Source organism: Algoriphagus resistens (assembly GCF_001442615.1).
In the GTDB taxonomy this organism is placed as follows: domain Bacteria; phylum Bacteroidota; class Bacteroidia; order Cytophagales; family Cyclobacteriaceae; genus Algoriphagus; species Algoriphagus resistens.
The window spans coordinates 19,222-33,354 of sequence record NZ_LMXN01000025.1 but is presented as its reverse complement, the minus strand read 5'-3'; the positions used below and the strand labels follow the sequence as shown (position 1 = coordinate 33,354).

At 40.9% G+C, this 14,133-nt stretch carries 15 protein-coding genes; 11 read left to right on the top strand and 4 right to left on the bottom strand.

Translation table 11 applies throughout. The annotated features are described in order from the left end of the window. On the top strand, nucleotides 1-887 hold an 887-nt coding region (locus AS141_RS25090; protein WP_057940468.1), incomplete at its 5' end, for an RNA-guided endonuclease TnpB family protein. Between the two features lie 42 nt (nucleotides 888-929). On the opposite strand, the gene AS141_RS25085 is transcribed toward AS141_RS25090, so the two are convergent. Beyond that, a complete protein-coding gene (locus tag AS141_RS25085; protein ID WP_057940467.1) occupies nucleotides 930-1,604 on the bottom strand; it encodes a hypothetical protein in 675 nt (224 codons plus the stop codon). A 262-nt stretch (nucleotides 1,605-1,866) separates the two neighbouring features. Here AS141_RS25085 and rpsU point away from each other — a divergent pair, with 262 nt between their 5' ends. From rpsU to AS141_RS25065, 4 genes are all read left to right on the top strand, one after another. Next, on the top strand, nucleotides 1,867-2,061 hold the full coding sequence (gene rpsU / locus AS141_RS25080; protein ID WP_057940466.1) for a 30S ribosomal protein S21: 195 nt from the start codon (nucleotides 1,867-1,869) through the stop codon (nucleotides 2,059-2,061). A gap of 129 nt (nucleotides 2,062-2,190) precedes the next feature. After that, nucleotides 2,191-3,075: a tyrosine-type recombinase/integrase gene (locus AS141_RS25075; RefSeq protein WP_057940465.1), complete on the top strand. Its 885-nt coding sequence runs from the start codon at nucleotides 2,191-2,193 to the stop codon at nucleotides 3,073-3,075. 35 nt (nucleotides 3,076-3,110) lie between these two features. Continuing rightward, complete coding sequence (gene hpf / locus AS141_RS25070; protein ID WP_057940471.1) at nucleotides 3,111-3,416, top strand: ribosome hibernation-promoting factor, HPF/YfiA family; 306 nt, start codon at nucleotides 3,111-3,113, stop codon at nucleotides 3,414-3,416. 70 nt (nucleotides 3,417-3,486) lie between these two features. Further along, the gene (locus AS141_RS25065; protein ID WP_057940470.1) at nucleotides 3,487-4,995 is read left to right on the top strand and encodes an ArnT family glycosyltransferase; all 1,509 of its coding nucleotides are present in this window, start codon (nucleotides 3,487-3,489) and stop codon (nucleotides 4,993-4,995) included. On the opposite strand, the gene AS141_RS25060 is transcribed toward AS141_RS25065, so the two are convergent. Next, complete coding sequence (locus tag AS141_RS25060; RefSeq protein WP_057940464.1) at nucleotides 4,992-6,665, bottom strand: ArnT family glycosyltransferase; 1,674 nt, start codon at nucleotides 6,663-6,665, stop codon at nucleotides 4,992-4,994. The two genes, AS141_RS25065 and AS141_RS25060, sit on opposite strands and share 4 nt — an antisense overlap. 119 nt (nucleotides 6,666-6,784) lie before the next feature. Here AS141_RS25060 and AS141_RS25055 point away from each other — a divergent pair, with 119 nt between their 5' ends. From AS141_RS25055 to AS141_RS25030, 6 genes are all read left to right on the top strand, one after another. Next, entirely contained in the window at nucleotides 6,785-7,780 is a 996-nt protein-coding gene (locus AS141_RS25055; protein WP_057940463.1) for a glycosyltransferase, read from the top strand. A 10-nt stretch (nucleotides 7,781-7,790) separates the two neighbouring features. Then, nucleotides 7,791-8,672 carry a lysylphosphatidylglycerol synthase transmembrane domain-containing protein gene (locus AS141_RS25050; protein ID WP_057940462.1) on the top strand — a complete coding sequence of 294 codons (882 nt, stop codon included), beginning with the start codon at nucleotides 7,791-7,793 and terminating at the stop codon, nucleotides 8,670-8,672. A 137-nt stretch (nucleotides 8,673-8,809) separates the two neighbouring features. Then, a complete protein-coding gene (gene pyrF, locus AS141_RS25045) occupies nucleotides 8,810-9,625 on the top strand; it encodes an orotidine-5'-phosphate decarboxylase (RefSeq protein WP_057940461.1) in 816 nt (271 codons plus the stop codon). Nucleotides 9,626-10,191: 566 nt separating this feature from the next. Beyond that, nucleotides 10,192-10,827 carry an acetyltransferase gene (locus AS141_RS25040; protein WP_057940460.1) on the top strand — a complete coding sequence of 212 codons (636 nt, stop codon included), beginning with the start codon at nucleotides 10,192-10,194 and terminating at the stop codon, nucleotides 10,825-10,827. A 70-nt stretch (nucleotides 10,828-10,897) separates the two neighbouring features. Beyond that, nucleotides 10,898-11,866: an oxygen-dependent tRNA uridine(34) hydroxylase TrhO gene (gene trhO, locus AS141_RS25035; RefSeq protein ID WP_057940469.1), complete on the top strand. Its 969-nt coding sequence runs from the start codon at nucleotides 10,898-10,900 to the stop codon at nucleotides 11,864-11,866. Between the two features lie 8 nt (nucleotides 11,867-11,874). Beyond that, nucleotides 11,875-12,732 carry a nucleoside phosphorylase gene (locus AS141_RS25030; protein WP_057940459.1) on the top strand — a complete coding sequence of 286 codons (858 nt, stop codon included), beginning with the start codon at nucleotides 11,875-11,877 and terminating at the stop codon, nucleotides 12,730-12,732. 13 nt (nucleotides 12,733-12,745) lie between these two features. On the opposite strand, the gene AS141_RS25025 is transcribed toward AS141_RS25030, so the two are convergent. Together AS141_RS25025 and AS141_RS25020 are read right to left on the bottom strand one after the other, a co-directional pair. Beyond that, nucleotides 12,746-13,021 (bottom strand): hypothetical protein, encoded by a 276-nt coding sequence (locus tag AS141_RS25025; RefSeq protein ID WP_057940458.1) that lies wholly within the window; start codon nucleotides 13,019-13,021, stop codon nucleotides 12,746-12,748. A gap of 108 nt (nucleotides 13,022-13,129) precedes the next feature. Further along, nucleotides 13,130-13,765: a response regulator transcription factor gene (locus AS141_RS25020; protein ID WP_057940457.1), complete on the bottom strand. Its 636-nt coding sequence runs from the start codon at nucleotides 13,763-13,765 to the stop codon at nucleotides 13,130-13,132. Nucleotides 13,766-14,133: the final 368 nt, after the last annotated feature.

Sequence of the window (14,133 nt, the reverse complement as noted above, 5' to 3'; positions counted from 1 at the left end):
CAAAGTACGGTAAGCAAAGTTTCAGAATACCACAAAATGTATCCGTTGAAGACAGCAAACTTGTGATACCAAAATTCAAAGAAGGGATTAAAATAAACCTACATAGAGAGTTGGAAGGTGAACCTTTGTTTGCCACTGTTTCAAAATCAACAACCGATAAGTATTATGTTTCTATTACGTGTGAAACAGAACATAAACCCTATGGCAAAACTGGTAAACCAGTAGGCATTGATACGGGTATAAAAAAGCTTGCCATTCTTTCAGATGGAAGCTGTTATGAAAATATCAGATCACTTAAAACCAAATTAAAGAAGCTCAGGTTTGGGCAAAGACAGCTTTCAAAGAAAACAAAAGGAAGCAGATCAAGGGGCAGGCAAAAACAAAAACTTGCAGCTGTCCACGAACAACTAACGAATATCAGAAAGGATTACCTGCATAAGGTATCAACTGAAATTGTCAAAAACCACGACATGATATCAGTTGAAGACCTTGCTGTAAAGAATATAATGAAGAATCATTGCCTGGCACAGGCAATGGGCGATGTTTCGTTGGGTGCATTTTACAGTATGCTTGAATATAAAGCCAATTGGAACGATAGGGCATTCGTTAAAATCGACCGATGGTTCCCCTCAAGCAAAAGCTGTTCAACCTGTGGATGGATAAAACAAGACTTAACCCTTTCCATAAGGGCGTGGGTCTGTGGATCTTGTGGTGAGATTCATGATAGGGATGTCAATGCGGCAAAGAACATCTTAACCCAAGGTATAAAGGTATTGTCTGGTTGCGGGATGCAGTCGGACGCAAAACAAAAACGGGATGAGGCGTTGCCATTGGGCGAGTCTATGACCCCCGAAGCCCAACCCATCGGCTCTGCCGTGGGTGGGTAATTCACTCGTAAAAAGTAAGCGGATGCGTGTAATTGCTGACCGCTAATCTGCTTTCAAATGCTGCAATTGGTTATCGATTGCGTCTTCCATTTCATCCTTATCAAACCAAGGTTGCTTCAAGAGTACCTCACCATCTGTTGAAACCAAGATTGCCATATTAGGTGCTTGACCCACCTGATTCCAAAATCCGTTTTTTGGGCCATCTAGAATTATGGGTGTTTGAATGCCAGTCTCCTTTATCCATTTTTCCGCCAGATCTACCCGTCCTTCTATCGTTGTAGGCTGCTCAGCGGATATTCCAGACATGATGTTGTCTTTAGCAAGCCAAGGCTCTTCATCAAGGGAATATGGGCTGGAGGAATTCTGTGGATGAGCTTCTAGTGTGTTTACCAGATAGATATCAACTTTGTCTTTATACTTTTCATATAGCGAATCAATAGCCTGCAATTTGCTTCGTGTAATATCGCAGGTATAGCTGCCTGATATTAATAGTTTTGGAGCATGGCGTGTTATTGTAAATTTTTCACCACTTAAGTTGTAAAAGAGGATGTCTGGAAGCTGCTGTCCTGTTTGGATTCCCAGAGAAGCAAAGTCCATGTTGTTTAGAACTCCTTGAGAAATGGAAAATTCTATTGGCTCTGAGGGAGTGTGACTGCAGGCAAAGCTAAGAATTAACCAGATCCAAAAGAGGCTAGGCTTGTTGCCTATAATTTTCATGGGTAGAAGATTTTGTAAAAAGTATTTTACTCTCGGCAATCACCTAAAGAAGCCTCAGTTTTCAACTAGAAAATACGATGATTGGTCAAAATATTTTATTGCCGAGCTGAATAAGGTTTGTCCGGACAAAATCCCACTAAAAGGTTAAAATCATTTCGTCCGTTAAAAGAGACTAGAGGGCGTTTAGCACAAATTTGAATTCTAATGTTGATCTGAAAAATATATTCCCTACCTTTGCAGCCACGAAAGGGGGTGTATAGATATGATCATAGTTAACGTAAAAGAGAACGAATCAATCGAGAAAGCGCTAAAGCGTTTCAAAAAGAAGTTTGACAAGACTGGTGCAGTCCGTGAACTTCGTGCGAGACAAGCTTTCACTAAGCCTTCCATCAAAAGAAGAGCACAAGTAATCAAAGCAGCTTATAAGCAGCATCTTCAAGAAGAGGCAGCGAAGTAATCAGTTTTGATCTTCCGATAGCAAACGCACTTGTCATCAGGCAAGTGCGTTTTTTTATGTCCTTTTGTGATTTTGGTCAGCAATTATTCATTTTTTTTCTCCTAACTTATCTTCTGAGTTACGTGACATATGATCGATTCTTTCATCAATTATTTGGAGTTTGAAAAAAGGGCCAGCCCACATACGGTAGATGCCTATCGCAGGGACCTAAGGCAATTAGAAGAGTTTGTTGAGCTTTCTTTCGACCTAAATGAAATTTCTGAAGCACAACATCCAGAGCTTAGGGCATGGGTGATCGATCTGGTAGATAGCGGGTTGAGCACTACTTCAGTTAACCGTAAAATAGCCACTCTGAGATCGTATTATAAGTTTTTGCTTAGGACTAGAATCATTTCCAAGGATCCAACGTATAAGTTAAAAGGTCTTAAAAATCCTAAAAAACTACCTGAATTTGTACAGGAAGAGACGATTCTCGCCGTTCTAAATGAAAGCGTTTACGAACCTACTTTTGAAGGGCAGCGGGACAAAATGGTGATGGAGTTTCTTTACCTCACCGGAGTCCGGCTTTCTGAGTTGGTAGGGTTACAATGGTCAGATATTAATTTGATCGAGGATTCAGTAAAAGTGCTTGGAAAGAGGAAAAAGGAAAGAATAATTCCTATAACAAAAGGCTTAAAACAGAATATTTTGCTGTACAAAAAAGTATTTGAGGAAACATTTTCTAAAGTAGGTCAAAGTGAGTATTTTATTGTCAGCAATCAACAAAAGCAAAGTTACCCTATGATGATTTTTCGCATCGTCAGGCACTACCTAGATCTTTTTGCGCAGACATCAAAGCGCAGTCCACATGTGCTGAGACACACTTTTGCTACTCATCTTCTCAACAAAGGCGCAGATTTGAATGCGGTAAAAGACTTGCTCGGTCATTCAAGCTTAGCCGCAACACAGGTGTATACGCACAATTCCATGGAAAAACTTAAGGCTGTGTTCGAACAGGCACATCCCAAAGCATAAATAAATTATTTGTTCACTACTAAATGCAAATCAATATGAAACTGCAGATGCACTCCATCCATTTTGACGCCGATCGAAAACTTATCGACTTTATTCAGAAAAAAGCTGACAAACTGGATACATACTATGACCAAATCATAGACGGAGAGGTTTTTTTGAGACTCGACAAAAACGACAACAACGCAAATAAAATTGTAGAAATCAAAATGAATGTGCCCGGGAAGCAGTTCTTTGCCAAAAACCAGTCCGATTCATTCGAGGCGGCTTCTGATGATGCCATCGAAGGATTGAGAAGGCAGATTAAAAAACACAAAGAAAAAGTCGTGCTGGCTAAACAGTAACCGATTAGGATAGTAATTTTGTAGCACCTCTCAGAATATGGGAGGTGCTTTTTTTTTGATCACTCCATCTATGCAAAAGCCCCCTAAATACACCCTATACTTTTGGTTGGTTACAATTGCCCTGGGCATTGCCAAAGTTCTTTTTACGCTGAGACCTGAAATAGACCTTTTCACGGAGGAAGCGCAATATTGGCTTTGGTCTCAGAATATGGCTTGGCATTATTACTCCAAGCCACCGCTAGTTGCAGTGCTTAATTATGTTTCCACCGCTATTTTGGGGAATACGGAGCTTGGTGTGCGGATCAATGCAATACTGCTGGGAGTGGGGATGTCTTATGTAATTTTCCTATTGGGTCGTCATCTTTATTCTCTTAAGGTGGGGTTTTGGGCAGCAATGATTCTCCAGGCAATGCCGATGTGGTGGATGGCTTCTACATTTCACATGACAGACAGCTCACTTTCTTTTTTTTGGATTTTAGCTGTGTATTTTGCCTATCGCGGTATTCATGAGCGGAATTTAAGTTGTTGGATTTGGGCTGGTTTGGCTACTGCAATAGGTTTGATGGCCAAGATGGTAATGATCCTTATGTTTCCCTTTCTCTTCATTTTCTTGGTATATTCCAAAATATGGAAGGGCCAGGAGCGTCATTTTCTGATCTATTTTCTAATCAGCCTTATTGGTTTTGCTCCTATGCTTATCTGGAACTGGCAAAATGATTTTTATACATTTAAGCATTTGGCGGCGCTGAGTGGTGGAGGTGGAGGAGAAGCTTCTGCATATGATTTTGGCAAAGCAATTAAGCAATTTCTGGAATATTTAGGAGGCCAGCTCGCCATGGTTTCTGTGTTTTTACTACCGCTTTTTATAGGGTTTTTACTGCGACCCAAATTTTTCGGCAACCAAAAATCCATTTACCTCCTTCTCGCTCCGGTATTGTCTTGGGCTGGATTTGCAGTTTTGAGCTTCTTTACATCCATTGAAGTGAATTGGCCAGTATTTGCTTACAGTACTCTGGCTATTCTTCTAGCAGATTGGGTTTGCAGACAGAGCCTGGCATGGCAAAAAGTAAGAAATTGGGGAATTGGGCTAAGTATAGGTTTGCCCTTGCTGTTTATACTTCCGGATCTCACTTTTCTCAAAAGTATCACGCCTATCAAGAAGGTGGAAAAATCAGCTTTTAGGAGAATGACCGGTTACGAGCCGTTGGCAAAGAGGCTACATTCGCTTCAGGATAGTCTGAATGTAAAGGAAGCGTTTGTGTTTTCGGAAACCTACCACATGGCTTCTGAACTTTCGTTTTACTTGCCAGACCATCCGCAAACCTACATGCTGAATATGGGAGCCAGGAAAAATCAATTTGACCTCTGGCCAGGTCTGGAGCAGTTTGTCGGAAAGCAAGCGGTTGGTATTTTCGTCAGCTGGAACTTTGATTCTCCAGGAGAATTTGCAAGTTTCGCGGAATTGATGTACGAAGAAGAGATGCCGGTTACTTTTCGGGAAGGATCGCTCAGAGTAGCGAAAATCCAGGTCTGGAGGGAGTTGCAGCAGTTCAAGCCCTATCTGCCTGACACCTTTTAATTCTTCTCTGAGATTCTTTGCAGCCAAAAATATTTCTGTCCTTTTTCCTCCAAGATCTGTTCGAAATCTGGGTTTCCAGCGTTTTTCAATAACTCCGGAATAACACGTGAAGCCCAGTTTAGCGAAGCAACTTTCTTTTGAAAGCCAGACGCGTCGATTGAATCCAGGTATTTATCTTCTATAATCAGTTGATCGTATGTTCCGATTTGATCCCTGAACTCATAGCGAGAAAGGTCTATCATCTGGAAACCTGTGCCCAAAGCAATTCTGATTTTACTACTGGTATGAAGATTACCTATAAACCCAATTTTTTCACTTGCATCGATCTTTTCCTGTACAGCAAAAGCCTTGATTTGCTGGCCTTGATCTGGAAGTGAAATCTGGTAGGTACCGGTGGAAATGAGGAAAAAAAGTAGCAAGAACCCATAAGTAATCGCCTTAGGGAGCTTTATGCTCTTTGTAGTTAGTCTTATAAGGTAAAGTAGAATCAGAAGAGCGATGATAAGTTGGATCCAGATCAGCACAGGGGCTCCTAAATTGCTGTTCAGCCAAAGACAAAAAAGAAAAAGGATAGAGTTTAGGAGAATGAAAAACCAGCTGGTGATTATTAAGCCCATTCTTTTACCTTCAAATTCTGCCCGGACCAGGATCCATGCTAATAAGATAGCCAATACCGGAGCCACCGGAAGTAGGTAGCGCTCATAGAATTTACTGGTCATAGCGCCCATTCCCAGTATCGCCAGCCCCCAAAGAATTGCAAACCAAAAGAAAGTAGGGTCTTCCTTTCTGACTTTTAAGATAGAATTTTTGGCTTTTGATACAGCAAAAAGTACCCAGGGGAGAAAAATCAGAATCAGGATACCAAATGCCAAAAATCCATTTTGAAAGATGAGTAAATAGCGTGATGCCACACGCGTACCGACTTGGTCTTCCAAAAAACTATCGAGGTAAGTTGGCCCGTGGATTTTCCACATTGCTGCAAACCAAAACAAAGCGATCACTGCAGCAACTAGAATGGCTGGAAGATGGAAAAGGGTCCTCAAAGAGATTCTCTTCCATGGGTTAACCAGTAAATAAATCAAACCAATGCCTCCAAGGGCAGCTGCCGGGAGGCCTTTTACCTCAAAGGCCAAGGCCAAACTGATGTATAGAATCCACAGGTACTTTTTGGGCGTAACATCACCAAATCTGATCAGACCTGCAAAACCCACGGCGCTCGCACTCATAGTCAAGACTAGTAGCACATCTGGAATGGATCTGGTGGCACTGAAGATCAATACGGGATTCGACGCCATGATCAACGCAGAAATCCCAGCTATTTTCTTATCTCCAGCTAAAACTATTGCTGTCCAGTAGGTAAATCCAATAGTCAATGCTCCAGCTATCAGGAAGAAAAATCTAGACGCGAAAGGTGTTACTCCAAATAGCTTGAATCCTGCCAAAACTGTCCAGTAAGTACCTATGGGTTTCTTAAATCTCAATTCCCCGCTTCCAAGGTATGTAGTAAGATAATCTCCATTTTGCAGCATTTTTACAGAGGCATCCGTGTAATACATCTCATCTGGATAATGCATGTGAAAACTTAATGCAAATGGCCCAACTAAGACGGCAAAAGCAAGCATGAGTACCCAAGGGCTAATTTGAGTGTTTTTGGAAGCAACTAAAGACATGTCGCAAAGATAAGCCGATTGAACTTTGTCACACCAAATTTTCGTTGGCTTCCGAAAGCCATTTCAAGCTTTTTTGTCCCTAGAAGTATTTTCCCGTATTTTTGACGAAATTTTATCGCATGTCCAAGCCCCTGATTTCCGTAGTAATCACTGTTTATAACGAGGAGGATAATATTAAACCTCTTCTGGAAGCTACTTACTCCGCTTTAGAAGAGATTGATTATGAAGTGATTTTAATCGAAGATGGTTCTACAGACAATACGGTAGTGGAGGTGAAAAAATACGCTAATAGCCGAACCAAGCTGATTATTTTTAATAGAAATTTTGGACAGACTACGGCACTGGCAGCAGGAATCGACATGGCAATTGGCGAATATATCGCAACTATGGATGGTGATCTGCAGAATGACCCGACCGATATTCCTGTCATGCTGAAAAAAGCAATGGATGAGGAATGGGACGTAGTAGCAGGTCGCAGGGCCAATAGAAAGGACGGTTTTGTACTACGCAAAATACCGAGTAAAATCGCTAATTGGGTAATACGGAACAGCACCAAAGTATATTTGAACGATTACGGGTGTACACTTCGTATCTACAAGGCGGAGATAGCACAGGGTATGGGACTTTATGGTGAGCTTCATCGTTTCATCCCGGTTTTGGCTAAGCAGCAAGGCGCCAAAATGACTGAAATGGATGTGAAACATCATCCGAGAATCCACGGTGAGTCTAAGTATGGACTGAGCCGAACCTTCAAAGTGATGTCGGATTTGATATTGATGCTTTTTTTTCAAAAGTATTTTCAGCGCCCAATCCACTTGTTTGGCGGAATCGGCCTGATAGCTTTTCTTATCGGCATAGTGATCAACTTCTATTTATTGATTTTAAAAATTTTGGGAGAGGATATTTGGGGAAGACCACTTATGATTCTTGGTTTTATTCTGGTTCTTGGGGGTATTCAGTTTGTTACTACGGGTATTATTGCGGAAATAATTGTCCGTACTTATTTTGAATCGCAGAATAAGAAGACGTATACGATTAGATCCGTGTACCAAGGGATCCAAGAAGCTAAAGGGGATTTTCGGCTAATTTCAAATCATAAGTTGGATTCTAACTAGCAGCTGAATTTTGACGAAAACAGCGCATTCTCTCAAGAAAAAATTAACAACTGTACTTAAACTGGTTTTAACCGGTTTGGCGCTTTTTCTGGTTTTCCAAAAAATAGATACAGACCAACTCTGGCAAATCACCAGGACCATCCATTGGCTTTGGCTAATCCCTGCTATTTTGACTTTTGTATTGAGCAAGCTGTTTACTGCCTTTCGGTTAAACCTCTATTTCAAAAATATCAACCTGGAAATTTCGGAAAAGCTTAACATCAAGCTTTATCTGATAGGAATGTTTTATAATCTGTTTCTTCCAGGGGGAATCGGAGGAGACGGATACAAAGTCTATCTGCTGAACAAGCATTACCAGATTCCTGTCAAGTCTCTGGTTCAAACATCACTTTTAGATCGATTGGGCGGGTTGGTAGCGATAGTTTCCCTATTGCTCGTATTGATGCTTTCTGTGGATTTGAACTTGCCTTTTGCTCCCTTGATTTCTTGGGAATTGCTGGTGGGAATAGCAATATTGCTCGTGTTTCCGGCTTTTTGGTTTATGCAAAAGCTGATGTTTAAAGCATTTCTGCCCTCTTTTTGGAAAGCCAATGGCTGGTCGATGGTTGGTCAAGTGGCTCAGCTGATATGTGCCTGGTTTATATTGAAAAGCCTTGGCGTCACTGAGAATTTTCTTGCCTATCAACTGGTTTTTTTACTTTCCTCTATCGTGGCAGTTTTGCCCCTCACCATTGGTGGGGTGGGGGCGCGTGAACTTGTGTTTGTCTATGCACACACTTATGCAGGAATAGATGAAGCCAGCGCAGTCGCTTTCAGTTTGATATTTTTCTTGATCACAGCAATGGTTTCCCTTATGGGATCAATGATTTCAATTAATTTTGATGAAAAGTAAATAGCTTGTTTTCAACAAAATAATATAAAAAGTCTTTCTTGAAGTTTTAATATGTCACTTTAAAATTTCAAGGAAGAAATGGTTGTAGGTGTTCCTTTAAAAACTGATTTCCTACCTTTGCTAAAATCCTTAAATCTATGACCAGAGCCGAGCTTTTTTCCCAGATCCAACAAAAATCATCCTTTCTATGTGTCGGTCTAGATCCAGATTTGGCAAAAATCCCTACGCATTTAATGCAGGAAGCAGACCCAATTTTTAGCTTTTGCAGGCAGATCGTGGAGGAGACGGCGGATTATGCAGTAGCATACAAGCCAAATATTGCTTTCTTTGAAGCGTTGGGGCCACAGGGGTGGGTAACGCTGCAGAGAGTGTTGGAAATAATACCGAAGGAAATTTTCACGATTGCCGATGCAAAGCGTGGCGATATAGGAAATACTTCTTTGCTTTACGCCAAAGCGTTTTTCGAAAAAATGGACTTCGATTCTGTGACAGTAGCCCCTTACATGGGGGTAGACAGTGTAACGCCATTTTTGGAGTTTGAGAAGAAGTGGGTGATACTTTTGGCCTTAACTTCTAACGTTGGCTCAATGGACTTCCAGCTAATCAAGGATGAAAATGGCAAACCACTCTACCAATCGGTATTGGAAAAAAGCCTGGAATGGGGTAATGCCGAAAATCTGATGTATGTGGTCGGCGCTACGCGGGGAGAATTAATAGCTGATGTGAGAAAGGTGGTGCCGGATAATTTCTTTCTGGTTCCTGGTGTGGGGGCACAGGGTGGGAGTCTGGAGGAGGTTGCTAAGTATGGAATGAATTCCAGTTGCGGGCTTTTGGTAAACTCCAGTAGAGGAATTATATATGCTTCTGGAGAAAAAGACTTTTCAAAAGTGGCTAGACAAGAAGCGGAGAAATTGCAAAAGGAAATGACTGTATTGCTTGAAACATACCTCTAACTAATGCAGCGATATTTGTAATAGTATGAAAGTTAGGGTTTCCGATTTTTTTAATTTTCAGCTTTTGGTTGAATTCTGTTGGTTTTTAATCTATGTTTTTATGATCTTCAAAGAAGATTTTTTACAGCTCGTATGTAAGTGCGAGTGTTTCCAGAAGGTCTAACTTTGCACCAGGATCTGCGATGAATTGAAACTAATCCAGGTAGGATTATATACTGAAAGCGAAGGACCAGACTTTAGGGATTTGTAGTGGTGATTAACTGTGTGATCCCACTTTGGTTTGCATGCGGACGACATTTCGAGGAGGCAGACAGGAAAGAAAGGTGTTTTGATCTTCTGTAGTAAGTGTCAGAATACAACCACATCATCCGGCAATCCCAAACACATGGTCGGCATGCGGTAATGCATTTGATTGGCAGGGAATGATAGGACTTTTTAATAATTATTGCCAGCCAAGGAAATGTATGCAGTTTAAAATGGCCCCAATCATTGCAAATCAGAATCCAAATGATTTTTGGGTAAGCCAGTGAATTCCTGTATTTTTGCACCCTGAATTGCAGAAAACTATGGAAAAACCAGTTATAATTTTTGGTGCAAAAGGCATCGCACATTCCGCGCTTGAGATATTCAACAGTAACAATGTGGTTGTTTTTGGATTCTTAGATGAAGACGAAAAAATCCACGGAACAGAAATCAACACAGTATCTGTACTTGGAAATCCTGAGGATGATGGATTCCTGAAATTGATCGGTCAAAAAACCGAAGCGTTTGTAGCGGAAGAGAATCCAAAATACCGGAAATTCTTGGTGGAGCTATTGAATGATCGTCGAAAGGTGCAGCCAGTGAATGCGATCCATCAGCGGTCCTACATTTCTACGGATGCTATAATTGGTCATGGTAATTTTATCAATGCCAATGTAAATATTGGCGCCGGAGCGGAGATAGGGAGTCACTGTATTATTAATTCCGCTGCGATCATTGAGCATAAAGCCAAGGTGGGAAATTTTGTGCAAATTGGAGCTGGCACTGTGATCAATTCTGAAGTGACTATTGAAGAAGGGGCTTTCATCGGTTCTGGAGCAACTATTATCTCTGGAGTCACGATTGGTAAAAATGCCCGAGTTGGCGCTGGATCAGTAGTGATTGCTACTGTGGGGGCAAACGAAACTGTGTTTGGAAATCCAGCAGCAAAAGTTAAATAAATTAGAAGTTCCTAATTTCAAATTTCAACTTATAAATCCTAAAACACCCTGCCGCAACAGGGCAACAGTTATGGAAGACACTACTTATCAAATCCTCCTTTATTACTGCTACGCCAGGATTGAGAATCCTGAGGAATATCGTGAGCAGCATCACCTGTTCTGTATTGAAAACAATATCCGAGGACGTATAATCATCTCTGACGAAGGGCTAAATGGTACTGTTTCTGGGTTGGTAGAAGACTGTGAAAAGTACATGGCTTTTATCCATGCAGATCCACGTTTTGCAAAAACAGAGTTCAAAATCGACGCTCACGACAAGCATGCATTTACCAAAATCCATGTGCGTTACAAACCTGAGATTGTCCATAGCGCGCTGAGACATCTCGACCCCAATGTGAAAACAGGCAAGCATTTAGACCCGGAGGAATTCAAGAAATTGAAGGATCAGGAAGATGTTGTGATCTTGGATGTTCGCTCTAATTATGAGCATGAACTGGGGCGTTTCAAAAATGCATTGACGCTTGATATCGACAACTTCCGGGATTTTCCTGAGAAAGTCAAAGAGCTGGAGCATCTGAAAAACAAGAAAGTTTTGACCTACTGCACAGGTGGAATCAAGTGCGAAAAAGCTTCTGCATTCCTTCTGGAGCAAGGTTTTGAAGATGTATACCAGCTTCATGGGGGCATCATCAAGTACGGAATGGAAGCTGGCGGCGAGGACTTCGAAGGGAAATGCTATGTATTCGACAATAGAATTGCTGTAGATGTGAATACCGTGAATCCGAAGATTGTATCTGCCTGTCATGTTTGTGGCACGCCTTCGGATCGTATGGTAAACTGCGCCAATCAAACCTGCAACGCTCATGTTCCTATGTGTGAAGCATGTGGCTGGCAAATGGAAGGTACTTGCTCTACCGAATGCAAGGAAAACCCGGAAAAAAGAACATATGACGGTACAGGCTATTACCAGAAAAACACTAACGGATACAATCCGTACAAAGGACTGAACCGTAAAGTCAAAGAGCAATCAAATGCGTAACTTGTAGGGTGAGCAGACAAATTCCAGAATCCGAATTGATATTGAATGCTGATGGAAGCATTTATCATTTGCATTTGAAGCCAGAGGATCTGGCTTCTCTTGTTTTTACTGTGGGTGACCCAGACCGGGTTCCCCTTGTTTCCAAATACTTTGATCAGGTAGATTTCAAAGTAAGTAAGCGGGAGTTCTTAACCCACACGGGTAGAATCCAGGGCAAGCGGGTCACAGTGATGAGTACTGGTATGGGAACTGATAATGTTGAGATTTTGATGACTGAATTGGATTCTTTGGTCAATGTGGATCTTAAGACACATACTGTGAAACCCGCCCAAAAAAGCTTGGAAATTATCCGCTTAGGTACTTCTGGGAGTATGCAGGCAGATCTGCCCATAGGAAGTATTTTGGCTTCGGAGATAGCTGTAGGGGTAGATACGTTGATGCAATTTTATCCAAAACTTGAAGGAAGTCAAAACTGGTCTTATCTGGTACAGCAAACACTTGATCTTACCTTTTTGCCTTACCAAGCTTCAGCCTCGTCTAAGTTGTTACAAAAATTGCCCGCAGGATTTTATCGTGGAGTTACACTTACAGCTCCCGGTTTTTATGCTCCTCAGGGCAGAGAAATTAGACTTAAGCCGAAGTTGGAAAATATGATAGAGCGTTTGGCCGACCTGGAAGTAAATGGACTGAAGATGACTAATTTCGAAATGGAGACGGCTGGTTATTATGCTATGGGGCAACTTTTGAATCACCGGATGCTAAGCCTCAATGCAATTGTAGCAAACCGTCCCAGCGGGGAGTTTGATAAAGAAGCTGAAAAAACAATAGATCGTATGATCCGCTTAGCCTTAGAAGTTTATTGTTGAGTAATATCACCCCTTATGCCTGGATTTGATTTTTATAGGCGGATTTTTCAATTTTAAGCCCCTCCCATTCATGGTAATCAATATCCTGAATTATGTTGTTCATGAATTCAGCACACTCTTGTTTACAGAGGTAGATTCCGAAAAGTGATTCACTTGGATTGAAAAGAAAAATCCTATTGCTATCAAAAACTCGCCCCAAGTCTTTATAAGTACCAAGGATAAGGAGTTCATCACGATTTTTTATGGTTTGGATTACTTTGAAATCCCCTAGTATGCTATATATCTGCATAGTACAAAAAATTGGTTTGTTGAAATTATTAATCAAACTTAGCGATTAACACAAGAATGCTCAATACGTAGAAACACGTATTTTTTCTTGAAATACTGAGAACTTCGGTTAATCTATAATATCTCGATTTTTTTGAGCCCATATCAGCAAGGAATTATGCTTTTTCTCTAATTGTAGCTTGTTAATCATATTGCTTCTGTGCTTGTCAACAGTACGCTCGGAGATATAAAGGTTTTTTGCAATATCCTTGGTAGAAAATCCTTCCGCTATATACCTGAGAATTTTTATCTCTGAAGATGTTAATGCATTTTCATTCAATTGAAACTTGCTTTCTTTCATCCCTTCAAAAATTTTCTCACTAAAGAATTGCCCTCCTCCCAAAATTATAGAGATCGCTTTTGAAAGATCCTCTAGGACAGATTCCTTTAGGATATACCCGGAAAGGTTCAATTGCTTTGCCTGATGATAGAGATAAAGTTCTTTATGAAGTGTGAGTAGAATTACTTTGGTATGGATTTCTAATTTTTTACATTCTGAAGCTATTTCCAGTCCGGTTTTATTAGGCATTTCCATATCCAAAATAGCAAGTTGAGGTTTGAATCTTATAATTTGGTCGAGCGCAGTCTGACCGTCTTGAGCAATGCCAACGACGTCAAATCCACTTTCACTAAGGAAATCGTACAATCCCTTTACTAAAATTGGATGATCATCTGCTATGATGACTGTTGGTTTTTGATTAGACATAGACCATAAATCTTAAATTAGTCCCTATACCTTTTCACTGGTTACTTTCATGCTTCCCGGAATGGAAACCATCCTTTCTTTCAGGACTTTACACTTAGGTTTTGAAAGTAGTTCAGCTTTTCGGGGAAATCAAATCTACTTCCATCGTCCGCAATATTCAATTCAACTCCTGTTTACATCCGTTGAAAGGTAGTCCTCAACGTACTTGCATCCGAATGTTTCGGCCAAATACCTAATCCCGATTACCATTCGGGATTAGCTCGCCAGATGGATATCATACCCCTGTTGTAGCACGTGTGTCGTGCTCGATTTTTCAGAAAATTATTTATTAGTTCTTGCAAGCCCTAGCTATAATTCTTCATTGTTAT

Excerpts from the sequence above, each read along its gene's own strand:
- AS141_RS25085 (WP_057940467.1), bottom strand. The coding sequence starts at position 1,604 with ATGAAAATTATAGGCAACAAGCCTAGCCTCTTTTGGATCTGGTTAATT.
- rpsU (WP_057940466.1), top strand. The coding sequence starts at position 1,867 with ATGATCATAGTTAACGTAAAAGAGAACGAATCAATCGAGAAAGCGCTA.
- AS141_RS25075 (WP_057940465.1), top strand. The coding sequence starts at position 2,191 with ATGATCGATTCTTTCATCAATTATTTGGAGTTTGAAAAAAGGGCCAGC.
- hpf (WP_057940471.1), top strand. The coding sequence starts at position 3,111 with ATGAAACTGCAGATGCACTCCATCCATTTTGACGCCGATCGAAAACTT.
- AS141_RS25065 (WP_057940470.1), top strand. The coding sequence starts at position 3,487 with ATGCAAAAGCCCCCTAAATACACCCTATACTTTTGGTTGGTTACAATT.
- AS141_RS25060 (WP_057940464.1), bottom strand. The coding sequence starts at position 6,665 with ATGTCTTTAGTTGCTTCCAAAAACACTCAAATTAGCCCTTGGGTACTC.
- AS141_RS25055 (WP_057940463.1), top strand. The coding sequence starts at position 6,785 with ATGTCCAAGCCCCTGATTTCCGTAGTAATCACTGTTTATAACGAGGAG.
- pyrF (WP_057940461.1), top strand. The coding sequence starts at position 8,810 with ATGACCAGAGCCGAGCTTTTTTCCCAGATCCAACAAAAATCATCCTTT.
- AS141_RS25040 (WP_057940460.1), top strand. The coding sequence starts at position 10,192 with ATGGAAAAACCAGTTATAATTTTTGGTGCAAAAGGCATCGCACATTCC.
- trhO (WP_057940469.1), top strand. The coding sequence starts at position 10,898 with ATGGAAGACACTACTTATCAAATCCTCCTTTATTACTGCTACGCCAGG.
- AS141_RS25025 (WP_057940458.1), bottom strand. The coding sequence starts at position 13,021 with ATGCAGATATATAGCATACTAGGGGATTTCAAAGTAATCCAAACCATA.
- AS141_RS25020 (WP_057940457.1), bottom strand. The coding sequence starts at position 13,765 with ATGTCTAATCAAAAACCAACAGTCATCATAGCAGATGATCATCCAATT.